A 24754-nucleotide genomic window follows, 5' to 3' on the forward strand; every position below is an offset into this window, starting at 1 on the left:
GGCACCCCTTCTGACCAGCACCTAAGCTGATCTGCAAGCGGTGGGTGTGGGATTTGAACCCACGGTGACTCGCGCCACGACGGTTTTCAAGACCGTTCCCTTAGGCCGCTCGGGCAACCCACCCTCGTCCCGCCGACGACCGGCGGAGCGAGGACCAGGGTAGCGGGTTCGGCCGGGAGTTCGGTCAGCTGTCGCCCTTGCGCTCGCCGAGGACCACGTCGACCGTGTGCTCCGCGTTGCCGCGCTTGTACGTGATCTTGACCGTGTCGCCCGGCTGATGCGTCCAGATCTGGCCGATCAGGGTCGGACCGCTGTCGATCACCGTGTCGTCGAGCTTGGTGATGACATCGCCGGGCTTCAGGCCGGCCTTGTCCGCCGGGCCGTTCGCCGTGACCGCGGACGAACCGCCCGCGCCCTGCTCGGTGATCTTCGCGCCGTCACTCTGCTCGTCCAGCGCGACCGACGCACCGATCACCGGATAGACCGGCTGGCCCGTCTTGATGAGCTGCTTGGCGACGTTCCGCGCCTGGTTGATCGGGATGGCGAAGCCGAGGCCGACCGAGCCCGACTGGCCGGAGCCTCCTATGCCGCCGCTGCTCGCCGGCTGGATCGCCGAGTTGATGCCGATGACCGCGCCGCGCGCGTCGAGCAGCGGACCGCCCGAGTTGCCGGGGTTGATCGACGCATCGGTCTGCAGCGCGTTCATGTACGACGCCTTGCTGCTGCCCGAGCTGTCGCTGGAGGCCACCGGGCGGTTCTTCGCCGAGACGATGCCCGTGGTCACCGTGTTCGACAAGCCGAAGGGCGCGCCGATCGCGATGGTCGAGTCACCGACGGCGACCTTGTCCGAGTTGGCGAGCACCAGCGGCTTCAGGTTCGACGGGGCATTCTTCAGCTTGATGACCGCGACGTCGTAGCCCTGGGCACGGCCGACCACCTCGGCGTCGTACTTCTTGCCGTTCGAGAACGTGGCCGAAAGCTTTCCTCCGTCGGCTGCGGAGGCCACCACGTGGTTGTTGGTGAGGATGTGGCCCTGCGTGTCGTAGACGAAGCCGCTGCCGGTGCCGCCCTCGCCGTCGCTGCCCTCGGCCTCGATGGTGACGGTGCTCGGCAGCGCGTTCGCCGCGAGGCCGGCGACCGAGGACGGGTCACGCTTGAAGTCGGCCGGGTTGTCCGAGGCGGAGACCGTCGTCGAGCCCGAACCACCGTCGTCGTTGCGCTCGGCCGCCCAGTAGCCGATGCCGCCGCCGACACCGCCCGCGATCAGGGCCGCCGCGACCACCGCGGCCAGCAGCCCGCCACGCCGGGGGCCCGGCTTGGGCTCCGGAGGCTGATAGGAGGCGCCCCAGGGGTGCCCACCGCCGCCGCCGTGCACGTACGAGGGAACGGCGGGCGGTGGAGGCGGCCAGCCACCCGAGGCCGCGTTCGCGGCCTCGTGCTGCCCGCCGGGTCCCGGTGCAGCCCCCGAGGCCGCGCCGTGACCCTCGTGTGCCCCCGGCGCCGCGCCCTCGACCGGCGGCATCGCCGCGGTGGGTGCGTCGGCGGGCTCCGCAGGCGGTGCGGATCCGGCGGGCGCGGGTGCGGGAGTAGCGGGAGATTCCACCGGCACGGGGGGTGCGGACGGGGCTGGGGGTACCGAAGTGCCCTCGTTCTCGGTGCTCACAGCTCTTCTCCTCGATCCACGGCTGTACCAGCTGATTCCATCGGCATTGCTGGTTGTATGCGGTCAGCTTTTCCCACGGGACGTCAGGGCACCATAAGGCGTTCCTGTGTGTTCGGTGCCATCCTTTACGCCGGGCGAAACGGACGCATCCGCTGGGCGGCCCAGCGCCTCGCAATGGCACCATGACGCGGTGACCCTCGCACGACAGCAGCAGATCCAGGTCGTCGCCCACCGCGGAGCCTCCGACGAGGCCCCCGAGCACACGCTGGCCGCGTACAGAAGGGCCATCGAGGACGGTGCCGACGCCCTCGAATGCGATGTACGGCTCACCGCGGACGGCCATCTCGTCTGTGTGCACGACCGCCGCGTCAACCGTACGTCTAACGGACGCGGAGCGGTGTCGGCCCTGGAACTGGCGGATCTCGCCGCGCTCGACTTCGGCTCCTGGAAGAACAGCGAGGCCGGCCGCACCAGCACGGAGGGCCCCGACTGGGAGGACACCTCCGTCCTGACCCTGGAGCGGCTGCTGGAACTGGTCGCCGACGCGGGCCGCCGCGTGGAGCTCGCCATCGAGACCAAGCACCCCACCCGCTGGGCCGGCCAGGTCGAGGAACGCCTCCTGATGCTCCTCAAGCGGTTCGGCCTGGACGCCCCGACCGGAGCGCCGGACGCACCGTCCCCGGTGCGCGTCATGAGCTTCTCGGCCCGCTCCCTGCACCGCATCCAGGCCGCGTCCCCCCACCTGCCGACGGTCTACCTGATGCAGTTCGTCTCGCCCCGCCACCGCGACGGCCGCCTCCCCACGGGAGTGCCGATCGCAGGCCCGGGCATCCGCATCGTGCGCAGCCACCCCGGGTACGTGGAGAAGCTCAAGCGGGCGGGCCACCAGGTGCACGTGTGGACGGTCAACGAGCCGGAGGACGTCGACCTGTGCGTCGGCCTCGGCGTCGACGCGATCATCACGAACCGGCCCCGCGCGGTTCTGCGCCAGCTCGGGAGGGACTAAATCCGGCCATCACCCTCACAGGGAGTGCTCCGGCGCGTTCGCTCCGTATTCGATCGTTACGAGTGCGTCACTGAGCGTGGATTGGCCGGTTTCCGGTCCAGTCCATTGGGGCATTCACACCGTGGCGTGGGGCAAAGGAGGTCTCGGGGGTGGCGTTGGTGGTGGCACAGGAGGTGCCCACGTCGTCGAGCATGGCCGTACCCCATGGCCCTGCGGGCGTGGGCGGAGCAAGACACCGGATGCGTGATCAGCTGCGCGTCGGCGGGGTCTCGGAAGCGGTCATCGACGATGCCGTACTGATCCTGTCCGAACTGCTGAGCAACGCCTGCAGGCACGGCAGGCCGCTGGGCGACGACATGGCCGGGGACGGCGACGTCCGGGCCGCTTGGAGGGTCGATGCGCGGGGCTGTCTCACCGTCGAGGTGACGGACGGTGGTGGTCCGACCCGCCCGGTTCCGGCCACGCCCTCGGTCACCGCGCACGGCGGCCGCGGGCTCAACATCATCTCGGCGCTCGCCGACGACTGGGGCGTACGTGACGACGCCCCCGGTGAAGTCACCGTCTGGGTGGTTGTGCACAAGGACGTGCGCTCCGAAGCCGAAACACAGGGGCAGGGCAACTTCGCTACGCGCGTGGCGAGCCGTGCGCCCGCGGGCATGTCCGACCTCGATTTCGCGGACGCCTTCGAGGACTTGGGCTGAAACCCGCTCCGACCCGGCGGCCCGGCCTGATCCCCGCCCCCGGCCGTACGAGGGGCTAGGCTCGCGCCCGTACGTAAGAGAGCCGTAACCGGGAGACACCCAAGATGGCCAAGAAGCGCCCCCAGACCAAGGGCAAGTCGCACGTCAGCAGCGGGGAGATCCCGGTCGTCGGCGCCCGTGAGCCCTGTCCCTGCGGGAGCGGCCGCCGGTACAAGGCCTGCCACGGCCGTGCCGCCGCGCACGCGGTGACCGAGCTGGTGCAGCGCCCGTTCGAGGGCCTCGTGGGAGAGGGCGACTGGATCGCGCTGCGCGAACTGGTGCCCGCCGCGACGGTGCGGCTCACCCTCAAGGAGAGCCTCCCGGACGGCGTTCCGTCCGTGACACTCGCGACGGTGCTTCCGATGGCGTGGCCCGCACTGCGCCGCGACGACGGCTCGGTCCTGCTCGGCCTGCAGAACGACACCTCGTCGGGCGACCTGAGCCGTGACCTCGCCGACACCCTCCAGCGCGCGCTCACCGCCGAGCCCGGTACGCCGATGCAGGCGCGCCGCGCACCCGCCGACGGCCCGCGCCTGCAGGACCTGCTCGACCCCGCGGCCCCCTTCGAGCCGGTCGTGCACACGGGATTCGAGTTCTGGGTGCCCGACTCGGAGAACGCGAGCCCGGAGGTCGCCGCCTCCTTGGAGCGGGCCAACGCGGCCGCCATCCCGACCGTGAAGCTGTCCGGCGTCGACGGCGCGTACTGGTGCGAGACCCCCGACAAGAACCACCTGCGCTGGGTCATGCCGCACCCCGAGGAGCAGCTGCTCGACGCGCTCGCCCGGCTGCACGCGGCCGGCACGTCCTCGCTCGGCGAGGGCACGCGTTTGGTCGGCTCGTTCCGCGCGCACGGTCTGACCGTTCCCGTCTGGGACCTGCCCACCGGGGTGAGCGCCGAGGATGTCGAGAAGCCGGCGGCCGAGTTCGCCGAGCGGCTCGCCACGGCCCTCGCCTCCGAGGCGCCGCTGACCGTCGACGAGCGCAAGGCGCGCGGTGGCCTCACCAACCGACAGGTGACGCTCAGCTGACCGACCGGTCAGCCACAGGAAGCTCTCGGAACAGGTGACTCCGGTCACAACTCCCCGTAGCGGCAGGTAAATCCGCATACGAATAGCCGAGATCGAATTTGCTAACGGCCGATCTCTTGTTACCGTTCGAGTAGCCCGGTTGCTGGTGCATCCCCCGTCGCCAGCAACCGGGTCCTTGTTTTTCCGGGACTTCCCCGTGGGCCTGCGCCCGGGAAATCGTCCCGCTCGCTCAGCGTCCGGCCGGCGTCGGCGCGTTGCTTCCCGACCTGAGCAGCAGCGGCCCCGCGTCCCCGGCTCCTGCGAACTCCGCCACCGCCGAGTAGTCGCTCGCCTCACCCGAAGTGCGCTCCCGCGGCGTGTCACACGTCCCCGGTTCGTCCTGAGCACCCACCGCACAGTGCATCTGTACGGTGCGGCCTCCCGGCGCCATCAGGGTCAGCACGGAACTCAGCGGCCCCCCTGTCGCGTTCCGGTAATAGGTCCTCGCCCATGTGTCCCGCCCCTGGGTCAGTACGCAGGTCTGCGCCTCGATGCCGTCGGGAGAAGCGAGTTCGGGTCCGCACCGCGCCTTCGTGGCGATTCCGAGACCGGCGAGGAGGGTGGTGCCCGGCGGTCGCTCGTGGGACCGGCGCACCTTGCCGGCCCTATCCGACGCCGCGGTGTCCGCCGGGTCGCTCGTGCCTGCACCCGGTTTGTCGTCGACCTTGTCGGCGCTGCTCGTGCTGCCGGTGTTACCGGTGGGCAGTTCGCCGGAGTTGAGGCTGTCCTCCGCGGCGGTGTCGCCGACGGGGCCCGCGGACGCGCCCGCCAGCGGGAGGAGAACGGTCAGGACCGCGACCGCGAGAAGACCGAGCAGACGGAGGCGCGAATGGGGTCTCCCCTGCTCGAGGCTGGTCGAGAGCTTGGGGAAGGAGGGCATGCGCCGAAGATATCGGCGCCGCCCCTTCGCACCCCTCGCCGCGCGCCCAATTCCCCTACAACTCGGGCGCGCTCACACCCGTACGAGTGAGGGCGTCCACCACTGCGTCCACCACGGCCTCCACATCGGGCACCCAGGGTGCCGCGGAGCCGGGCAGCGGGGCGCGCTCCCAGCGGACCTGGCCGAGGCCGGTGTCGGACGGAGGCAGTGCCAGATAGCCGCCCTCGCCGTGGAAGCGCAGGGACCCCGGCACCCAGTCCTGGGCGTAGAGGAGCTCGCCCAGCTGCTCCATGGAGTAGGGCGCCACCAGGATGAAGAGACGATCCCTCGTGGCCACGACCGGGCCGAGCCTGATGTCCGTACGGTCGAGTGCCTTGAGGGCGCGGGCTCCGGCGACCGAGGGGAGGCTCACGGCGCAGGGGGCGCGACCGCCGCTCGCGCCCGCACCGGCCCCCGTGGCCAGCACGATCGGCGCGGCCGGACGGTTGGTCCACCACCAGCGGATCATGCGCTCGTCCGTGGTCGCGGCGAGCAGCCCCGGGTCGAAGGGGTGCGCGCCCGGCACCGTGCACTCCGGGTCGGGGCAGGCGCAGCTGACGCCGTCACGGCGCCGCGCCCCTACCAGCCCCACGCCCGGGAGCACGGGCCACTGCCATGCGGTCGCGAAGGTCAGGGCCGCGCTGAACTGATCAGACTTCCCGTTGTTTCGCCTGGACAGGAGCCTGCGTCGCCTTCCGAGGATCTCGCGCATGAGCGCTCGTTCCTTTCCGTAGAACCGAAGAGAACGCTGTGGGCCACATCACACCATGTGTCGATCACTTCACTGAACGTACGTACTGGGAGCGCCGCACCCCAGCCTTGAGCGGGGGGAACCCCTATTGTCCGAGCGCCGGCCGCGTACTTGAAAAGCCTGGCGTGGGGTGGCGGCGCCTGGCGTTTGCCGTCGCGCGTGTTACTCGCCGTCTCCGCCACGGGAGGATGGGGCACGGTCGTCGGTGGTTAAGACGCCCGGGTCCGTCGCCAGGTTCCGGGTCGATCCCAACTGCCCCTGGCCTTCTCCGAGTACGTACCCATCACGACCGCTGTGACGCTCTGCCGAACAATGCCAGTCGACCGCAATATGCCCTTACCCGAGGCACTTTTTGGCCAAGTTCGATCAGAGATCACTAATGCCGCACGGGCCTCCTGGACACCAGGAATCCCAGCAGGACAATGCTGGACATCCCCTCATCAGTGCGTGTAGATGTGGAGGCACTGCTGGCGGCGCAGAATCACATGGGGGTTTGCGATGCTATTGAGCAATACGCACCGGTCGGAAAGCCGGACGCCATGACAGTCCCGCACTTTCCGAAAGTGGCTGGAATCGATTCAACGGTTCCCCCACCGGCACACACTGTCGCGCCCGCGTCACCCGCGCCCGCGCCCCCTTCCTCCCCCGGAGCCCCCGGAGCCCCCGGAGCGCTGATCCAGGACCGGCTCGCCGGCTGGGTCTCCGACCTCACCACGCTGCACGAACTCACCGAGCGCCTGGCCAGGACGGCCGTCATGGACGATGCCCTGCACGAGGTCCTCCGCGCCGGTGCCGCACTCGTCGGCGCGCGCCGCGGACTCGTCGTCCTGGAGCCCGCCGACGGCCTGGGCCCCGACACCACCGTGGGGCTCGGCCTCGCCCGCGCCGACCTCGGCCACATCGAGACGGTGCCGCGCGGCGCGACCTCCTACGGCAAGATCCTCGACCGCACGGACGGGACAGGCGAGCCCGAGGTGCACGCGGATCTGCTGTCCGAGGACGGGCTCGACCCGCGTCACCGCGAGGTCGCCGCCCGGCTCGGCTACGCCGCGAGCTTCGCGCTGCCCCTCGCGACGGAGGCGGCGGGCCGGCTCGGCGCCGCGGTGTGGCTCTACGACGAGCCCGCCGAGCCCGTCGAACGCCAGCGCCATCTGGTCGGTCTGTACACGCGCTACGCCACCGAACACCTCGCGCGCCTGCTCGAACTGGAGCGGGCGCGCACCAAGTCCCGCACCATCGCGGAGGAGTTGCTGCCGCCGCGACTCCCACGGGTCGCAGGCGTCCAGCTCGCCGCCCGGCACCGCACGGGCCCGCGAGGCGGCGGCGACTGGTACGACGCGCTGCCGCTGCCCGAGGGCGCGCTCGGCCTCATCGTCGGCTCCGTCACCGGCTCCGGGGCGAGCGCCGTCGCCGCGATGGGCCGGCTCAGAGCCAGCATGCGGGCGTACGCGGTGATGGAGGGCGAGGACCCCGTCGCCGTCCTGTCCGATCTGGAGCTGCTGCTCCGGCTGACCGAGCCCGCGCGCAGCGCCACCGCCCTCTTCGCCTACTGCGAGCCCGCCCTGCGCAAGATCGTCCTGGCCGGGGCCGGGCACAGCCCGCCGCTGGTGATCGGCGAGAGACGCACCGAGTTCGTGGAGACGTCGCTGTCCGCGCCACTCGGCATGCTGGCCTGCTGGGAGGCGCCGAGTGTCGAGTTCAGCCCCGAACCCGGCGAGACCGTGCTGCTGTACACGGACGGCCTGCTGCACCGCACCGGTGACCCGATGGACCGCGCCTTCGCCCGCCTGCACGCGGCGGCCGCCGGCGTCCCGCGCACGATCCGCGACGACCCCGGAGCGATCGCCGACCACGTCCTGCACACCGTCCTGCCGGACGGGCTCGACGCCGCCGACAGCGACGAGGACGTCGTGCTGCTCGCCGCGCGCTTCGAGTGATTCCGGTGACCGGGGCGGTACGACCCGTAGCCCCCGATGTAACAGGTCTTCCGGCCCTGGGCCCCTTCCGTACGACCGTACGATGGACGGGGTCCACCGTTGTACCCAGGCCGCACCCTTGGCCGTTCCCAGGGCCGTATCTAGGAGGAAGACGTGTCGGAGGAGCTCACCCCGGAGAACCCGGAGATCTCTCAGACCGAGAGCGACGAGCCGATCAAGCAGCGCAAGAACGGCCTGTACCCGGGCGTGTCCGACGAGCTCGCCGAGAGCATGAAGTCCGGCTGGGCCGACACCGAGCTGCACGGCCTCGAGCCGATCGCGCAGGCGTCCGAGACGGCCGCCCGCCGCACCGCCCTCTCCGCGCGCTTCCCCGGTGAGCGCATCGTCGTCCCCGCGGGCAACCTCAAGACCCGCTCGAACGACACCGAGTACGCCTTCCGCGCCTCGACCGAGTACGTGTACCTGACCGGCAACCAGACGGAGGACGGCGTCCTCGTCCTCGAGCCGACGGCCACCGGGCACAACGCGACGATCTACCTGCTGCCGCGCTCCGACCGCGAGAACGGCGAGTTCTGGCTCGACGGCCAGGGCGAGCTGTGGGTCGGCCGCCGTCACTCCCTCACCGAGGCCGAGCAGGTGTACGGCATCCCCGCCTCCGACGTGCGCGAGCTCGCCGGCAAGCTGGCCGAGGCCACCGGTTCGGTCCGCGTGGTGCGCGGCCACGACGCCGGCATCGAGGCCGCCCTCGTCGACAAGGTCACCCGTGAGCACGACGAAGAGCTGCGCGTCTTCCTCTCCGAGGCCCGCCTCGTGAAGGACGCTTTCGAGGTCGGCGAGCTGCAGAAGGCCGTCGACTCGACGGCCCGCGGCTTCGAGGACGTCGTGAAGGTCCTCGACAAGGCCGAGGCCACCAGCGAGCGCTACATCGAGGGCACGTTCTTCCTGCGCGCCCGCGTCGAGGGCAACGACATCGGCTACGGCTCGATCTGCGCCTCCGGCCCGCACGCCTGCACCCTGCACTGGGTCCGCAACGACGGCCCGGTCCGCTCCGGCGACCTGCTCCTCCTGGACGCGGGCGTGGAGACGCACAGCCTCTACACCGCCGACATCACGCGCACGCTGCCGGTCAACGGCCGCTACACCGAGCTCCAGAAGAAGATCTACGACGCCGTGTACGAGGCCCAGGAGGCCGGTATCGCGGCCGTCAGGCCGGGTGCCAAGTACCGCGACTTCCACGACGCCGCGCAGCGCGTGCTCGCCGAGAAGCTCGTCGAGTGGGGCCTCGTCGAGGGCCCGGTCGAACGCGTCCTGGAGCTCGGTCTCCAGCGCCGCTGGACGCTGCACGGCACCGGTCACATGCTCGGCCTCGACGTCCACGACTGCGCGGTCGCGCGCACGGAGACGTACGTGGACGGCACGCTGGAGCCCGGCATGTGCCTGACCGTCGAGCCCGGTCTGTACTTCCAGGCCGACGACCTGACCGTGCCGGAGGAGTACCGCGGCATCGGTGTCCGGATCGAGGACGACATCCTCGTGACCGAGGACGGCAACCGGAACCTCTCCGCCGGTCTGCCGCGCCGCTCGGACGAGGTCGAGGCTTGGATGGCTCAGCTCAAGGGCTGAACCACGCGCGCGTAGAGACGCGTTTGCGAAGTGGCCGGGCACGGCAGGACGGTGCCCGGCCGCTGTCGTGTCCGGAGGGGGTCAGGCGGAGACGAGGGGCGCGTTCTCGCGCCACTTGAGCACCTTGTCGAAGCTGACCACCGCGCCGCCTCTGCCCGGTCTGTTGACGAAGTGGACGTGGTCCGCGAGCTCCTGGATGAGACAGAGTCCGCGGCCGTGCTCGGCGTGGTCGGGGGCGGGCTTGAGCAGGGTGGTGCCGCGGCCGCGCAGCGCCGGGAAGCCGGGACCGGAGTCGGCGACCTCGATACGGCAGGTCTCGCCCTCGAGGTAGGCAGTGACCCGGTAGGCACCCGCCGGATCGTCGGGGTCCGGATCGCCGCCATGCTCGACGGCGTTGGCACACGCCTCGGTGAGCGCGACGGACAGGTCGTACGAGATGTCGGGGTCCACGCCCGCGGTCTCCATGGTGTCGATCAGCAGGCGCCGGGCGAGTGGGACGCTCGCGGCCTCGCGGCGCAAGTGCAGAGACCACCAGATGCTCATGCTCCAGCCTCCAGGCCACGGCTCGACATACCGATACGTATTGCCGCAACGGCCCCTGTGCAATCGCGTGCTTCGCGTGATATCGCCCATACGGCGGACGCGCGGACCGATGGCGGCGGTGTACGGAGTCGGCCTCAAGGGGGCGGGGCGGAAGATTCCGGACCTTGTGGACCTGCCGTATGAGGCGGGTAAGCCCAGTGCGATGATGAGCCCGCCATGTCTGCCCCCCACCAGCGCGAGGCGCGCACCGGAACGGATGTCCGGCTGCTGAGGGCCGCGGTGTTCACCGCGGTCTGCGTCGCGTTGTCCGCGGCCGGACATGTGCTCGCCTCGTGTGTCACCGTCCCCCTGTGGACGCTGGGCGTCGGGTTCCTCGCGGTGTTCGCCGTCGCGGCGCCGCTCGCCGGGCGCGAGCGCTCGCTGCCGGGCATCGCCGCCGCTCTCGCGGTCGGCCAGACCGGTCTGCACACCCTCTTCGGAGTGGGCCAGCACGGCACCATGACGATGGCGCAGACCGCCCAGGAACCCTCGGTCGTGGAGCGCGCGGCCCGGCTCATGTGCGGCACGGGCATGGCGGCGATCAGCCCCGCGCAGGCGCAGAAGATCCTGTCGGACGCCGGCGTCGAACCCGGTTCCGGAACGGCCATGCACCACCACGCCGTCACCGAAGCGGCCACCTCCATGCCGCTGCTGCCGTCCCTGCCGATGCTGCTCGGGCACTTGCTCGCCGCGGTCGTCGCGGGCTGGCTGCTGCGCCACGGGGACCTCGCTCTCGGTCGGCTCGTCCGCCTCTCGGTGAACTCGGCGCATGGAGTCGCCCAGGGGGCGCTCGTCTGTTCCCTGCGCGCCGCTCTCGCTCTCGTACGCGCCCTCAGGGCGGGCCTGCCCGGGGCTTCCGAAGCGGCGCCCCACGTGGTGCCCATCGGGCTCCTCGCGCCACTGCCCCTGCGCACGACGGCACTTCAGCACTCGGTGATCAGGCGCGGCCCGCCCGCGGGCGACGCGTTCCGTCTCGCTGCCTGACACGACACACGTACTCCACGCGGGGCCCTTGTACGGGTTTCCGCACAGCGCGGAGGGGTGTCGTGCGGCACGCGCGCGTGCCCCTTTTCCGGTGCGCGCACTCACCGTTCGCCTGATCCCGCTGAACCCGAGTGGAGTGGTTTCTGCCATGAAGAAGATTTCCCGCGTCGCCGTAGTCGGCGCCGGCGCCGCGTCCGCCGTCCTGGTGCTCTCCGTCCCCGCCTTCGCACACGTGAGCGTGCAGCCGGAGGGCGTCGCCGCCAAGGGCGGATACGCCGTCGTGAACTTCAAGGTGCCGAACGAGCGCGACGACGCCGCGACCACCAAGGTCGAGGTCAACTTCCCGACCGACCACCCGCTGGCCTCGGTCATGCCCGAGCCCATCCCCGGCTGGACCGCCAAGGTCACCAAGTCCAAGCTCGACAAGCCGCTGGAGATGCACGGCGAGAAGATCGACCAGGCCGTCTCCCAGGTCACCTGGACCGCCGACGGCTCGGGCAAGGACAAGGGCATCCAGCCCGGCTTCTTCCAGAAGTTCCCGCTCTCCATCGGGCAGCTGCCCGAGGACACGGACGAGCTCGTCTTCAAGGCGATCCAAACGTACGACAACAAGGAAGTCGTGCGCTGGATCGAGCCGCAGGCCAAGGGCCAGGAGGAGCCGGAGAACCCGGCGCCCACCCTGGAGCTCTCGGCCGCGACCGAGGACCACCACGGCGGCGCCGCGGCCGACGACAGCGCCAAGTCGGGTGACGACAAGGCGGCCACGACCGCGTCCTCGTCCGACAGCTCCTCCGACGGCTCTTCCGGCAGCGACACCACCGCACGCGCCCTCGGCATCGCCGGCATCGTCGTCGGCGCCGCCGGCGTGGCCTTCGGCGTGCTCGCGGGACGCCGTCGTACCAACAGCTGAACCAGCCGCGGGTGTGCACCGGGGCCGGCGCAGGCGGCGGCCCTCCGCGGCCGCCGGCCGACCCCGGTGCACACCGGCCCGCCTCACATCTGGGACATTTTTCTATGCGCTCTCCCCGTAAGACCCCGCACACAGCTCCTCGCCAGGCCCTCCGTAAGAAGACGCTGCTCGCCGCCGGGCTCATCGCCGCGGCGTCGCTCACCCTCTCCGCCTGCGGCAGTGGCGACGACAGCAACAAGCCCGTGGCAGAGGTCTCCGCCGAGACCGGCTCCAACAAGGCCGCGACCGTCCTCGACACGCCCTTCAAGAAGCCGGACCTCGTCCTCACGGACACCCACGGCAAGAAGTTCGACCTGCGCGAGCAGACCAAGGGCAAGCCCACGCTGATCTACTTCGGCTACACCCACTGCCCCGACGTGTGCCCCCTGACGATGAGCAACATCGCCGTCGCCAAGAAGGCGCTGCCCAAGGCCGAGCAGGACAAGCTCCAGGTCGTCTTCGTCACCACCGACCCGGACCGCGACACCGCGCCCGTCCTCGGCAAGTGGCTCAAGGCGCAGGACCCCGACTTCATCGGCCTGACCGGCGACTTCGCCACCATCCAGGGCAGCGCCCGCACCCTCGGCATCTCCGTCGAGCCGACGCAGAAGGACAAGAACGGCAAGCTCGTCTCGATGCACGGCACGCAGGTCATCGCCTTCTCGCCGAAGACCGACGCCGGATACGTCCTGTACGGCGAGGACGCCACCGTGGACGACTACACCAAGGACCTCCCCAAGATCATCAAGGGGGAGCAGCCGTGAGGCGTACACCGCTCGCCCTCGGCGCCACCGCGCTGGCGGCCGGACTCGCCCTCACGGCCTGCGGCTCCGGCGACTCGTCGGCCCCGGCGCCCTCCGGCAAGCCCGCGGTGAAGGTCGGCGGGGCGTTCATACCGGCGCCCGCGGGCGGCGACATGGCGGCCGGCTTCTTCGTCGTCCACAACAGCGGCGGCGCCGACACGCTCACTTCGGTGACCAGTGCCATCGCCCGGCAGGTCACCCTCCACAGCACCAAGGGCGGGGCGATGAAGGAACAGAAGTCCTTCCCCGTCCCGGCCGACGGCGAGCTCGACTTCGAACGCGGTGGCAACCACCTGATGTTCGAAAACCTGAAGCAGACGCCCAAGGAGGGCGACAAGGTGTCGGTGGAGCTGCACTTCGCCAAGTCCGGCACCGTCACGGTGACCTTCCCGGTGAAGGCCGCCACCTACAACCCGACGGCGAAGTCGTCGCACACGTCGCACTGAGGGGCTGACCGTTCGTGAAGACCATCGCTCCCCGCTTCCGGCACCTGTTGCTGCTGCTCCTCGCCGTCACCGGCGCCCTCCTCGCCGGCGCCGCGCCCGTCTCCGCGCACGCCGCGCTGACCGGGAGCGACCCGAAGCAGGGCGCGGTGGTCGAGCAGGCCCCCACCCGGGTGTCCCTGACCTTCTCCGAGGAGGTCGCCATGTCCGACGGCTCTGTACGGGTCCTCGACCCGGCCGGGAAGCGCGTCGACACCGGCAAGACGACCGACCTCGGCGGCACGACCTACGGCGTCCCCCTCCACTCCGGGCTGCCCGACGGCACGTTCACCGTCGCCTACCAGGTCGTGTCGGCCGACAGCCACCCCGTCTCCGGGGCGTTCACCTTCTCCATCGGCGCCCCTTCCAAGACCACCGCGGCCCTGCCCGACCAGACCGCGGGCGGCGGCGTCGTCGGCGGGCTCTACGGCGTCGCGCGCTACCTCTCCTACGCGGGCTTCATCCTCACCGTCGGCGGCGCGGCCTTCGTCCTCGCCTGCTGGCCGCACGGAGCGGGTGTCCGCCCCGTGCAGCGTGTCGTGGTGGGCGGCTGGATCACCCTCACCGGCGCGACCCTTGCCATGCTCCTGATGCGCGGCTCCTACACGGGGTCCGGCGCGGTCGGTGACATCTTCGACCTCACCCTCCTCGGGCAGGTCCTGCAGACCAAGTCGGGCGCGGCCCTGGTGTCACGGCTCCTGCTGCTGGCCGCCGCCGCACTCTTCATCGCCGTGCTCTTCGGCGCGTACGAGAAGCGGACCGACCCCAAGGAGAAGAAGGACCTCACCTTCGGGCTCGCGATCGGCGGGGCGGTCGTCGCCGCCGGTCTCGCCGCGACCTGGGCGATGGCCGAGCACGCCTCCACCGGCATCCAGGCCGGACTCGCCATGCCCGTCGACGTACTTCACCTGCTCTCGGTCGCGGCCTGGCTCGGCGGACTCACCACCTTGCTCGTCGCCCTGTACCGGGCGCCCTCGATCGAGGCCACAGCCGTCCGGCGGTTCTCCCGGGTGGCGTTCTGCGCGGTCTCCACGCTGGCCGCGACCGGGCTCTACCAGTCCTGGCGCCAGGTCGGCTCCTGGTCGGCACTCACCGGCACCCGTTACGGGCAACTGCTGCTGCTCAAGATCGGGCTCGTCGCCGTCATGGTCGGCGTCGCCTGGATCTCGCGGAAGTGGACGGGACGCCTGTCGGAAGAGCTCGCCCCGGAGGCCGCCGCAACCACCGTGATCGAGGAAGGCACGCGGTCGGAGGAGGCGGTGACGGTACCGGCAGGTGGCGCGTCGAAGGGGTCGTCGTCGGGGGACGCCAGGGGCGATGCGGGTTCCGGCTCCGGTGCCGATACGGATTCAGGTTCCGGCTCTGATACGGGTTCCGGTTCCGGCTCCGGTGTCGACGACAAGCGGTCCGCCCAGCTCGCACGACAGCGCGCGGCGCTCGCCACCGCCCGTGACAAGCGCATACGGGACGCCGACCCGGGCCGCTCCGGACTGCGCCGCTCCGTACTCACCGAGGCCGGTGTGGCCGTCGTCCTGCTCGTCGTCACGACCGTGCTCACCTCCACGGAGCCGGGCCGCACCGAGGAGGAGGCCAAGGCCGTCACCGCGGCGGCCTCCCAGCGGTCGGGGCCGCTCTCCCTGAAGCTGCCGTTCGACACGGGCGGCCAGGACGGCAAGGGCACGCTCCTCCTGGACATGGATCCCGGACGCACCGGCAGCAACGACATGCACGTCTACGTGGAGCGCCCCAACGGCAAGGCGTTCGACATCCCCGAGGTGAAGGTCTCCTTCACCCTCGCCGCGAAGAAGATCGGCCCTCTGCCGGTCGTTCCCGATCACATCGCCACCGGACACTGGAGCGCGAGCGGCGTACAGATCCCCGTGGCGGGCGACTGGAAGATCGCGGTCACCGTGCGCACCTCCGACATCGACCAAGTGACCGTCAACAAGAACGCGAAGATCGGCTGACCCCCACCATGGCTGACTCCGAGAACCGGACCGACTCCGGCATCTCCCGACGGCGACTCCTCGGTACCGCGGGCGCGACGGGCCTCGCCCTGGGCGCCGTGGGCGGCGCCGCCGGGTACGCGACCGCGTCGTCGAACTCCCCCGACGCCGCCGCGTCGCTGACCTCCCTCGGCGCGGACCGCGTGATGTTTCACGGGAAACATCAGCCCGGCATCACAACCCCGACGCAGTCCCGCGGGCACTTGATCGCCTTCGATCTCGCGCCGGGCGCCGGGCGCAAGGAAGCAGCGGCCCTGATGCGCCGCTGGTCGGCAACCGCCCAGCGGCTGATGGCCGGCGAGACGCTCGGCGACTCCGACACCGATGTCGCCCGCGACGCCGGCCCTTCCTCGCTGACGCTCACCTTCGGCTTCGGCCACAGCTTCTTCTCCCGTACGGGGCTGGAGAAGCAGCGCCCGGCCGCCCTCGACCCACTGCCCGACTTCTTCTCCGACCACCTCGACAAGGCCCGCAGCAACGGCGACCTGTGGGTGCAGATCGGCGCGAACGACGCGCTGGTCGCGTTCCACGCACTGCGCGCGGTCCAGGGGGACGCGGGGGAAGCGGCCCGGGTGCGCTGGCAGATGAACGGCTTCAACCGCTCGCCCGGCGCCACCTCCCACCCCATGACCGCCCGCAACCTCATGGGACAGATCGACGGAACGAACAACCCGAAGCCGGCCGACGCCGACTTCGACAAGCGGATCTTCGTGCCCGCTTCGGGCGAACCCGCCTGGATGGCCGGCGGCTCGTACGCCGTCGTACGACGCATCCGCATGCTGCTCGACGACTGGGAGAAGCTGTCGGGGAAGGCGCAGGACGACGTCATCGGACGCAAGAAGTCCGACGGCGCGCCCCTGACCGGCGGCACCGAGACCACGGAGCCGGACCTGGAGAAGACCGGCGCCGACGGCAAGCTCGTCATCCCCATCAACGCCCACGCGCGCATCACCCGGCCCGACCAGAACGGCGGCGCCGCGATGGTCCGCCGCCCGTTCTCGTACCACGACGGCATAGGTCACGACGGGGTGCCGGACGCCGGGCTGCTCTTCGTCTGCTGGCAGGCGGACCCCCTGCGGGGCTTCGTCCCGGTGCAGCGCAAGCTCGACCGGGGAGACGCCCTGTCGGACTTCATCCGTCACGAGTCGAGCGGGCTGTTCGCGGTGCCCGGCGGGGCAGGCGAGGGCGATTACGTGGGGCAGGCGTTGCTGGAGGCCGATTAGGGTGACCAATATGTCAGCCAGTTACGCGTATCTCGGACCCCAGGGCACCTTCACCGAGGTTGCTCTGCGCACGCTCCCGGAGACCGCCACCCGGGAACTCGTTCCGGTGGTGTCCGTGCCCGCTGCACTCGACGCCGTACGCAACGGCGAGGCCGAGGCCGCGTTCGTGCCGATCGAGAACTCCGTCGAGGGTGGCATCACGACCACGCTCGACGAGCTGGTGGCCGGCGAGCCGCTGATGATCTACCGCGAGGTACTGCTCTCCATCACCTTCGCGTTGCTGGTCAGGCCCGGTACGCAGGCGTCGGACATCAAGACGGTGACGGCCCACCCGGCGGCTCAGCCGCAGGTCCGCAACTGGATGAAGGCGAATCTCGCCGAGGACGTGACGTGGGAGTCGGCGGCGTCCAACGCGGACGGCGCGCGCCTGGTGCAGGAGGGCCGCTACGACGCGGCGTTCGCGGGCGAGTTCGCGGCCGAGCGCTACGGCCTGGTGCCGCTGGTCACCGAGATCCACGACGCGGAGAACGCACAGACGCGGTTCGTCCTCGTCGGCAAGCCGGCCCGCCCCGCGGCGCCCACCGGTGCGGACAAGACCTCCGTGGTCATCTGGCAGCGCGACGACCACCCGGGCGCGCTGCTCGAACTGCTCCAGGAGTTCGCGGTGCGCGGCGTCAACCTGATGCTGCTGCAGTCCCGGCCGACCGGTGAGGGCATCGGGAACTACTGCTTCGCCATCGACGCGGAGGGCCACATCTCGGACCGCCGCGTGGGCGAGGCGCTGATGGGGCTCAAGCGGGTCTGCCCGCAGGTGCGCTTCCTGGGCTCGTATCCGAGGGCCGGGGTCACCAGGGCGGACGTCCGGACTCCGCGAACAGGGACGTCCGACAGCGACTTCATGGCGGCGTCCGACTGGCTCGCGCGCTGCCAGGACGGCCGTTTCTGACGCCTTCGGGTTCCAGGTCGCGGAGCCTTCGGGCATACGGGTTCCGAGGGCTTTCCGGCGTCTTCGGGCGCCGGATTTCGACGTTCCGAGAACCAGTCCTACCTGCAGATTTTCGCCATCCACAGAAGTTATCCACAGGTGTGCTTCTCGACCTGGGGACAAGTCGACACCATCTCGCTACATGGTCGACAAATCGCCCTACAGCCCTCAAGTCCGTCCACAGGCGCTCACGTCACCCCTCGTCCACTCTTTTCCTTTGATCAACTCTATAGAGCGAACCATTTCCACTCGAAAGTGCGTGTGAGATGGGTTTGGATCGGGAATCCTTCGCCGCGCATGCGGCTTTCAGAACGATCTCTTCCGGTGTCCACAGATCTTTCGCACAGCCTGTGGATAACTTTTCGGAGAGCCGCATTCCTGTGGACAACCCCGCCCCCAAGTCCCGCTGCATACAAGGGGATTTGGTCAAGCGGCCGTGCCGCGTCTGCCCCATTTCGGGGAATGGGGCCCTTTTCATTGACCGGCGCCCACAGCGTCCGACCGGTCCCGAGAAGATCCATTTCGGCCACGCGCTTCGTCGCGCTTGACCTCGCATTGCCGAATTCATATTCCGGCATATCGGTCATAAGGTAACGCACGGGATATCGGTTCGTGCGGTGGAACCGCGCACCGGTAGCCTTGAGGGGTGATTGACCTTCGCCTGCTCCGTGAGGACCCCGACCGTGTTCGCGCCTCCCAGCGCGCCCGTGGAGAGGACGTCGCGCTCGTCGACGCCCTGCTCTCCGCCGACGAGCGGCGCAGGTCGTCCGGGCTCCGCTTCGACGAGCTCCGTTCCGAGCAGAAGTCGCTCGGCAAGCTGATCCCCAAGGCCCCCGCCGACGAGAAGCAGGAGCTCCTGAAGAAGGCCGGCGAGCTCTCCGCCGCCGTCAAGAGCGCCGAGGCCGAGCAGCGCGAGGCCGACGAGGAGACCCAGCGCCTCGCCCTCCTGCTGGGCAACATCGTGCACACGGATGTCCCGGTCGGCGGCGAGGAGGACTTCGTCGTCCTCGAGACGCACGGCACGATCCGTGACTTCGGCGCCGAGGGCTTCGAGCCCAAGGACCACCTGGAGCTCGGCGAGGCGCTCGGCGCCATCGACGTCGAGCGCGGCGCCAAGGTATCGGGCTCGCGCTTCTACTACCTGACGGGCGTCGGCGCGCTCCTCGAGCTCGCCCTGGTGAACGCGGCGATCGCGCAGGCCACCGAGGCCGGCTTCATCCCGATGCTGACGCCCGCCCTGGTGCGTCCGCGCGCCATGGAGGGCACGGGCTTCCTCGGCCAGGCCGCGGAGAACGTCTACCACCTGGAGAAGGACGACTACTACCTGGTCGGCACCTCCGAGGTCGCGCTCGCCGGGTACCACATGGACGAGATCCTCGACGCGGACAAGCTGCCGCTGCGTTACGCCGGCTTCTCGCCGTGCTTCCGCCGCGAGGCCGGTACGTACGGCAAGGACACCCGGGGCATCTTCCGCGTGCACCAGTTCGACAAGGTCGAGATGTTCTCGTACGTCGCTCCCGAGGACGCCGAGGCCGAGCACAAGAGGCTTCTGGAGTGGGAGAAGCAGTGGCTGACCGGCCTCGAGCTGCCCTTCCAGGTCATCGATGTGGCGACGGGCGACCTCGGGTCCTCGGCCTCGCGCAAGTTCGACTGCGAGGCGTGGATCCCGACGCAGGGCAAATACCGCGAGCTGACCTCGGCGTCGAACTGTGACGGCTTCCAGGCCCGTCGCCTGTCCATCCGGATGCGCGACGGCAAGAAGGTGCAGCCGCTGGCGACGCTCAACGGCACGCTGTGCGCGGTGCCGCGCACCATCGTGGCCATCCTTGAGAATCACCAGCAGGCCGACGGCTCCGTGAGGGTGCCCGAGGTGCTGCGTCCGTACTTGGGGGGCCGAAAGATCCTGGAGCCGATCAACAAGTGAGCCACCCTGCTCCGCTCGTTCACCCGTTCCCGTACAAACTCGTCGCGACCGATCTCGACGGGACGCTCCTGCGGCCCGACGACACGGTCTCCGAGCGGACGCGTCAGGCGCTCACCGCGGTCACCGCGGCGGGCGCCGCCCACATCATCGTGACCGGGCGGGCCGTGCCCTGGACCCGGCACATCCTCGACGACCTCGGTTACGAGGGCCTCGCGGTGTGCGGGCAGGGCGCGCAGGTCTATCACGCCGGCGAGCACCGGCTGCTGACGTCGGTGACGCTCGACCGGCAGCTGGCCGGTCTCGCGCTCTCCAAGATCGAGGCGGAGACCGGGCCGCTGGCCCTGGCCGCGAGCCGTGACGGCCTCGAGGGCGAGGTCATCGTGGGGCCCGGCTACCAGGTGCAGGAAGGCCCCCTGCCGGTCATCCCGTTCACGGATGTCACCGAGCTCTGGAAAGCACCGCTGAACAAGGTGTACGTGCAGCACCCCGGCATGACCGACGACGAGCTGGCCGCCGTGGCGCTGGCCGTGGCCGGTGATCTGGTGGGCGTCACCATGGCGGGCGAGGGCATAGTCGAGCTGCTGCCGCTCGGTCTGTCCAAGGCGACCGGTCTCTCGCTCGCCGCGCGCCGACTGGGCGCGAAGGCGGCCGACACGATCGCTTTCGGCGACATGCCCAACGACATCCCGATGTTCGGCTGGGCGGCGCACGGCGTGGCGATGGCCAACGCCCACGCGGAGCTCAAGGCCGTCGCGGACGAGGTCACGACGTCGAACGCGGACGACGGCATCGCGGTGGTCCTGGAACGCCTGCTGGGCTGACGGCCTGCCGTCGCCGCGGCCGTCTGCGGCTGCCGTTCCCCCGAAGGGCGCGGCATCGAAAATTCTGGGTGGGCGGCCCGCGCACCCGGAAGGTGCGCGCTCGAAGCGGCCGCCCCGGGCAGCCTCCCCGTGAGCCGGCTCGTACGGAGTGAGTAACTACTCCGGAGCCCGCCGTGGGCTGCCCTGCCGGGAGCTCGACGGAATCTTGACCGACATCGTCTCGCTCCTCTCCCAGCAGGCGGGCGCCGTGCGCGGCGCGGTTACAGAACTACTGTGCCCCTACTGGGAGTTGGGTGCCACCGAATAAAACCGGGACCGGGACGCGGCTAGCGTCTGCGCCACTTGCGGCGTCGGGCGCGGCTGAAGAACCAGCCCGCGGGGGGCTTGTCGGAGCGCCACGGCTGGGGCTCGGGCGACTCGTTCCGCCAGCGGGCGGCGAGCATGCGGGCCCTCGCGGACGGCTCCGTGGTCTCGGCGGACCGTATGAAGTCCTCGTCGAAGGTCACGTCCTCCCACGTCTCGTCCCGCTCGTGCTCCGGATCCGCCGCCATCTCCACTCCTCCTGGAACGGGTCGCCTTCCTGGAAAACGGTTCGCTCCCCTGGAAAACAGGTCACCCTCCCGACCAGTGTCCTGGTGGGAGGGTGAAGCCGCTGTCAAGAGCCGTCACTCCTCGCCGGCGAGCTTCAGCGTGCGCAGCTTCTGGCCCGCGTACCAGGTGGCGAGCACGGTGACCCCGGCGAGCAGGACGGTGGCGAGGGGCAGGCCGACGTCCGAGGTGATCAGGTCGCCGCCCGCCACCTTGTGGGCCACGGCGAGGGACCACTGCTGCACGCTGAGGGTGCGCGCACCGGCCACGAGCGACCCGAAGAGCGCCTCCCAGACCAGGGCGTAGACGAGACCGAAGACCACCGCGTGGCGCGTGATCGTGCCGAGGAGCAGGAACAGCGCGGCGTACGCGATGGAGGCGACGAGGGCCGCGATCGTGTAGGCGACGGCGATCTGCTGCCCGTTCCCGTTCAGGATCAGGCCCGCGATGAGCGTGGGGACCGCGGAGAACGCCATCGTCACGGCGATGGCGACGATCAGCTTGGTGAAGATGATCGTCGGGCGCTTGATCGGCTTCGCGAGGAGGTAGACGACGGAACCGTCGTCGATCTCCGGGCCGATCGCGCCCGTGCCCGCGATGACGCCGATGATCGGCACCATCGTGGCGAGCGCGAACCCGCCCAGGACGTCGGCGGCGATCTGGTCGTCCGCTCCGGTGAGGCCGCGCACGAGCGCGGAGATGGCGATGAGCAGGACAGGCAGGGCACACAGGATGAGGGCCCGGCGGCGGCCGAGCAGGGCTCGGTAGGTGAGCCGGGCGACAGTGGGGTCGTACATCAGGGCCTCCTACGCCGCGACCAGATACGAGAACACGGACTCGAGGGACTCGTCGGACGGCGAGACCGTGAGCAGTCTGATGCCGTGGGCCTTGGCGACCTGGGGCAGCAGGGTGGTGAACCGGCCGAAGTCGACGGCCTGGACGCGCAACGCGCCCTCCTTGAGGTCGACTTCGATGCCCGTGGTGGACGGGTCCGCGATCAGCGCGGCCGCGAGGGCGCGGTCGTCACTGGAGCGGATGAGATAGCGGTGCGGGCGGTCGGTCATCAGGCGGCGGATCTTGCGGAAGTCCCCGCCGGCCGCGTGGCGCCCGGCGACGATCACCTCGATGTGGGAGGCGAGCTGTTCGACCTCTTCGAGGATGTGGGACGAGAAGAGGACCGTGCGGCCCTCGGCGCCCATGCGGCGCAGGAGGTCCATGAGCTGCATGCGCTGGCGCGGGTCCATGCCGTTGAACGGCTCGTCGAGCAGCAGCACGGACGGCTCGTGGACAAGGGCTGACGCCATCTTCACGCGCTGCCGCATGCCCTTGGAGTACGTCGAGATCTTGCGGTCCTGCGCGTACTCCATCTCGACCGTGGCCAGCGCCTTCTGCGCCTCGTGCGTGCCAAGGCCCTGCAACTCGGCGTTGGCGACGACGAATTCGCGGCCGGTGAGGAAGTCGTACATCGCCTCGCGCTCGGGGACGATGCCGATGTGGCGGTAGACCTGTTCGTTGCGCCAGATCGGCTCCCCGTCGAGGGTGACCGTCCCGTTCGACGGGGCGAGGAAGCCACCCATCATGTTGATGAGGGTGGACTTTCCCGCGCCGTTCGGGCCGAGGAGCCCGGTGACGCCGGGGGAGATCGTCATCGTGATGTCGTTGACCGCCACCACGTTGCCGAACCAGCGCGATACGTGGTCGATGTTGATCGTGGTCACAGTCCGACCTTCCGGTAGCGGCGCATCAGGAGGCCGTAGCAGCCCGCGATGAGTCCGAGCACGACGAGCAGATAGACGACGCCCTGGCCGGTCGAGGGGCCGTGTCCGCCGGGGAAGGCGGAGGTGGCGCCGAGGAAGGCGGTCTGCACGCCGTCGATGAGGGTGACCGGCGAGAAGAGGCCGAGCCACGTGATCGCGCCGCCGTTGTCCTGCGAGTCGGCGATGGCCTGGACGGTGGAGACCGCTCCGTAGGAGATGGTCATGACGGCGATGACGGCGGCGATGCCGAAGCCGCGGCGGGGGGTGACCGCCGAGACGACGAGGCCGATGCCGGCGAAGAGCAGCGAGAGCAGAGCCACGGAGACCAGTCCCTGGGCGAATCCCTTGGTCTGCTCGGCGAAGTCGAGCTTGGCGAGCAGCGCGCCTACATAGAGCACGATCAGCGGGGCCGCCGTGAGGGCGAAGAGGGCGGAGGTCATGGCCGCGAACTTCGCCAGGACGTAGTCACCGCGCTCGATGGGGCGGGAGAAGTACAGGGGGACCGTCTTGAAGCGCAGGTCGCGCGAGACGGACTGGGGTGCCTGGGAGGCGAGATAGAGACCGATGACGGCCTGCAGGAGGATCGCGTAGCGCGTGTAGTCGACCGGCAGGTCCTTCATCTTGGTGGTGACGGCCACCGCGACCATGATCAGCGCGGGGACGCACATGACGACGAAGAGCAGCATCGGCAGCACTTTGGACTTGGCCGAGCGGCCGAGGCCGTAGGCGCCGCGCAGGCTCTGGGAGAAGAGCGAGCGGCGGGCGTAGGCGCGGCCGAGGCGCGGGCCGTCGTAGTGGCGGTAGCCGATGTTGTGGATGCGGGTCTGCTCACCGGCGGGGGTGAGGGACTGCTCAACCGCCATGGGTGACCGCCTCCTTCCGCTCGTTGTCCGTCTCTGAGCGGAAGACTTCCGCGATGTGGTGCCTGCGCTGTTCCATCCGGATCAGCCCGAGGCCGAGCTCGGCGACGATGTCGCGCACGAGGTCGTAGGTGTCGTCGCTCTGGGTGGTGATCAGCACCGTGTGTCCGGCGCCGGGCAGCTCTCCGCCGGTCGCGGTCTCGATGCCGCGCAGGGCGAAGGCCTCGCGCAACGCGCGCGTGCCGTCCGGGTGTTCGTCGGAGTCGGTGACCTCGATCGCCAGAGTCGTCGTGGTCTGGGTGAAGTCCGTGGTGGAACTGGAGCGCAGGAGCTTTCCTCCGTCGACCACGACGACGTGGTCACAGGTGCGCTCGAGCTCGCCCAGAAGGTGCGAGGTGACGAGGACCGAGATGCCGAAGTCGGTGTGTACGCGGCGGATCAGGTCGAGCATGTCGTCACGGCCGACCGGGTCGAGACCGTTCGTCGGTTCGTCGAGGAAGACCAGCTGCGGGTCGTGGACAAGAGCCTGCGCGAGCTTCACGCGCTGCTTCATGCCCGTCGAGTAGCCGCCGATGGGGCGGTAGCGCTCTTCGTAGAGGCCGACGTGGCGGAGGGTGTCGGCGGTGCGCTCGCGAGCCGCGGTGGGCGGCAGGCCCGACATGCGCGCCATGTGGACGACGAACTCGGTGGCCGAGACGTCGGGCGGCAGGCAGTCGTGCTCCGGCATGTAGCCGACGCGTTCGCGGATGGCGGCGCCTTCAGTGGCCACGTCGAGGCCGAGCACGGCGGCGCGGCCCTCCGTGGCGGGGGACAGACCCAGAAGGATCTTGATCAGTGTGGACTTGCCGGCTCCATTGGCTCCGACGAGTCCCGTCACACCGGGCCCGATGTCCATGGAGAGCCGGTCAAGCGCGGTCACCCGGGGGAACCGCTTGCTCAGGCTTTCGGTCGCGATCACAGTCACACCTCGAAGGTAGTGGCGCAGACCACACGGATCGTCAGACCAGGGGCTTGTCCCCGTCTCAGACTCGAGTACTACGGGTCCCTAGGGGTTCCTCCCTGAGTCGCCCTCCGTGAGCTCCCG

At 70.1% G+C, this 24754-nt stretch carries 23 protein-coding genes and 1 tRNA gene; 14 read left to right on the plus strand and 10 right to left on the minus strand.

What is annotated here, in order from left to right; all coding sequences use genetic code 11:
* Positions 1-38 precede the first annotated feature (38 nt).
* Together ACWFR4_RS12775 and ACWFR4_RS12780 are read right to left on the minus strand one after the other, a co-directional pair.
* Positions 39-123, minus strand: a tRNA-Ser gene (locus ACWFR4_RS12775).
* Between the two features lie 61 nt (positions 124-184).
* On the minus strand, positions 185-1663 hold the full coding sequence (locus ACWFR4_RS12780) for a S1C family serine protease (protein ID WP_453652314.1): 1479 nt from the start codon (positions 1661-1663) through the stop codon (positions 185-187).
* 190 nt (positions 1664-1853) lie between these two features.
* Between ACWFR4_RS12780 and ACWFR4_RS12785 the strand changes: the two genes are divergently transcribed.
* The 3 genes from ACWFR4_RS12785 to ACWFR4_RS12795 all read left to right on the plus strand — a co-directional run bounded on the left by ACWFR4_RS12785 (position 1854) and on the right by ACWFR4_RS12795 (position 4437).
* Positions 1854-2669, plus strand: coding sequence for a glycerophosphodiester phosphodiesterase (locus tag ACWFR4_RS12785; RefSeq protein WP_453456582.1), 816 nt, complete (start codon positions 1854-1856; stop codon positions 2667-2669).
* 149 nt (positions 2670-2818) lie between these two features.
* A complete protein-coding gene (locus tag ACWFR4_RS12790; protein ID WP_453456579.1) occupies positions 2819-3370 on the plus strand; it encodes an ATP-binding protein in 552 nt (183 codons plus the stop codon).
* A gap of 104 nt (positions 3371-3474) precedes the next feature.
* Entirely contained in the window at positions 3475-4437 is a 963-nt protein-coding gene (locus tag ACWFR4_RS12795; protein ID WP_453456577.1) for a DUF5926 family protein, read from the plus strand.
* Between the two features lie 229 nt (positions 4438-4666).
* On the opposite strand, the gene ACWFR4_RS12800 is transcribed toward ACWFR4_RS12795, so the two are convergent.
* Both ACWFR4_RS12800 and ACWFR4_RS12805 read right to left on the minus strand, forming a co-directional pair.
* Positions 4667-5356 carry a hypothetical protein gene (locus ACWFR4_RS12800; protein WP_453456574.1) on the minus strand — a complete coding sequence of 230 codons (690 nt, stop codon included), beginning with the start codon at positions 5354-5356 and terminating at the stop codon, positions 4667-4669.
* A gap of 55 nt (positions 5357-5411) precedes the next feature.
* Positions 5412-6107, minus strand: coding sequence for a bifunctional DNA primase/polymerase (locus tag ACWFR4_RS12805; RefSeq protein WP_366120722.1), 696 nt, complete (start codon positions 6105-6107; stop codon positions 5412-5414).
* 461 nt (positions 6108-6568) lie between these two features.
* Between ACWFR4_RS12805 and ACWFR4_RS12810 the strand changes: the two genes are divergently transcribed.
* Together ACWFR4_RS12810 and ACWFR4_RS12815 are read left to right on the plus strand one after the other, a co-directional pair.
* On the plus strand, positions 6569-8083 hold the full coding sequence (locus tag ACWFR4_RS12810) for a PP2C family protein-serine/threonine phosphatase (protein ID WP_453652316.1): 1515 nt from the start codon (positions 6569-6571) through the stop codon (positions 8081-8083).
* A gap of 153 nt (positions 8084-8236) precedes the next feature.
* Entirely contained in the window at positions 8237-9706 is a 1470-nt protein-coding gene (locus ACWFR4_RS12815) for an aminopeptidase P family protein (protein ID WP_453456568.1), read from the plus strand.
* An 81-nt stretch (positions 9707-9787) separates the two neighbouring features.
* On the opposite strand, the gene ACWFR4_RS12820 is transcribed toward ACWFR4_RS12815, so the two are convergent.
* Positions 9788-10249 carry an ATP-binding protein gene (locus ACWFR4_RS12820; RefSeq protein ID WP_116512146.1) on the minus strand — a complete coding sequence of 154 codons (462 nt, stop codon included), beginning with the start codon at positions 10247-10249 and terminating at the stop codon, positions 9788-9790.
* A gap of 216 nt (positions 10250-10465) precedes the next feature.
* On the opposite strand from ACWFR4_RS12820, the gene ACWFR4_RS12825 reads away from it, so the two are divergent.
* The 9 genes from ACWFR4_RS12825 to ACWFR4_RS12865 all read left to right on the plus strand — a co-directional run bounded on the left by ACWFR4_RS12825 (position 10466) and on the right by ACWFR4_RS12865 (position 20465).
* On the plus strand, positions 10466-11272 hold the full coding sequence (locus ACWFR4_RS12825) for a hypothetical protein (protein ID WP_453652318.1): 807 nt from the start codon (positions 10466-10468) through the stop codon (positions 11270-11272).
* Positions 11273-11420: 148 nt separating this feature from the next.
* On the plus strand, positions 11421-12182 hold the full coding sequence (locus ACWFR4_RS12830) for a YcnI family copper-binding membrane protein (RefSeq protein ID WP_453456563.1): 762 nt from the start codon (positions 11421-11423) through the stop codon (positions 12180-12182).
* A gap of 104 nt (positions 12183-12286) precedes the next feature.
* Positions 12287-12985 carry an SCO family protein gene (locus ACWFR4_RS12835; RefSeq protein ID WP_453456560.1) on the plus strand — a complete coding sequence of 233 codons (699 nt, stop codon included), beginning with the start codon at positions 12287-12289 and terminating at the stop codon, positions 12983-12985.
* Positions 12982-13470 (plus strand): copper chaperone PCu(A)C, encoded by a 489-nt coding sequence (locus tag ACWFR4_RS12840; protein WP_453652320.1) that lies wholly within the window; start codon positions 12982-12984, stop codon positions 13468-13470. Before ACWFR4_RS12835 ends, ACWFR4_RS12840 begins: the two co-directional genes overlap by 4 nt.
* Positions 13471-13484: 14 nt before the next feature.
* On the plus strand, positions 13485-15473 hold the full coding sequence (locus ACWFR4_RS12845; RefSeq protein WP_453652322.1) for a copper resistance CopC/CopD family protein: 1989 nt from the start codon (positions 13485-13487) through the stop codon (positions 15471-15473).
* 8 nt (positions 15474-15481) lie between these two features.
* A complete protein-coding gene (gene efeB / locus ACWFR4_RS12850; RefSeq protein ID WP_453652324.1) occupies positions 15482-16735 on the plus strand; it encodes an iron uptake transporter deferrochelatase/peroxidase subunit in 1254 nt (417 codons plus the stop codon).
* A 10-nt stretch (positions 16736-16745) separates the two neighbouring features.
* The gene (pheA, locus tag ACWFR4_RS12855; protein WP_453456550.1) at positions 16746-17681 is read left to right on the plus strand and encodes a prephenate dehydratase; all 936 of its coding nucleotides are present in this window, start codon (positions 16746-16748) and stop codon (positions 17679-17681) included.
* A gap of 685 nt (positions 17682-18366) precedes the next feature.
* Positions 18367-19644 (plus strand): serine--tRNA ligase, encoded by a 1278-nt coding sequence (serS, locus tag ACWFR4_RS12860; protein ID WP_453456547.1) that lies wholly within the window; start codon positions 18367-18369, stop codon positions 19642-19644.
* Positions 19641-20465, plus strand: a complete 825-nt coding sequence (locus tag ACWFR4_RS12865; protein ID WP_453456544.1) for an HAD family hydrolase — start codon at positions 19641-19643, stop codon at positions 20463-20465. The genes serS and ACWFR4_RS12865 overlap by 4 nt, the downstream gene beginning before the upstream one ends.
* Before the next feature lie 326 nt (positions 20466-20791).
* Here ACWFR4_RS12865 and ACWFR4_RS12870 read toward each other — a convergent pair whose 3' ends face one another.
* The 5 genes from ACWFR4_RS12870 to ACWFR4_RS12890 form a co-directional block, all read right to left on the minus strand.
* Positions 20792-21016: an SGM_3592 family protein gene (locus tag ACWFR4_RS12870; RefSeq protein ID WP_326712144.1), complete on the minus strand. Its 225-nt coding sequence runs from the start codon at positions 21014-21016 to the stop codon at positions 20792-20794.
* A gap of 114 nt (positions 21017-21130) precedes the next feature.
* Complete coding sequence (locus ACWFR4_RS12875) at positions 21131-21850, minus strand: ABC transporter permease (protein WP_116512136.1); 720 nt, start codon at positions 21848-21850, stop codon at positions 21131-21133.
* A gap of 9 nt (positions 21851-21859) precedes the next feature.
* Entirely contained in the window at positions 21860-22771 is a 912-nt protein-coding gene (locus ACWFR4_RS12880; RefSeq protein WP_453652326.1) for an ABC transporter ATP-binding protein, read from the minus strand.
* Entirely contained in the window at positions 22768-23673 is a 906-nt protein-coding gene (locus tag ACWFR4_RS12885; RefSeq protein WP_100597169.1) for an ABC transporter permease, read from the minus strand. The genes ACWFR4_RS12880 and ACWFR4_RS12885 overlap by 4 nt, the downstream gene beginning before the upstream one ends.
* Positions 23663-24628, minus strand: coding sequence for an ABC transporter ATP-binding protein (locus tag ACWFR4_RS12890; protein WP_100597170.1), 966 nt, complete (start codon positions 24626-24628; stop codon positions 23663-23665). Before ACWFR4_RS12890 ends, ACWFR4_RS12885 begins: the two co-directional genes overlap by 11 nt.
* Between the last annotated feature and the right edge of the window lie 126 nt (positions 24629-24754).

This window comes from Streptomyces sp. NPDC055140, assembly GCF_053607285.1.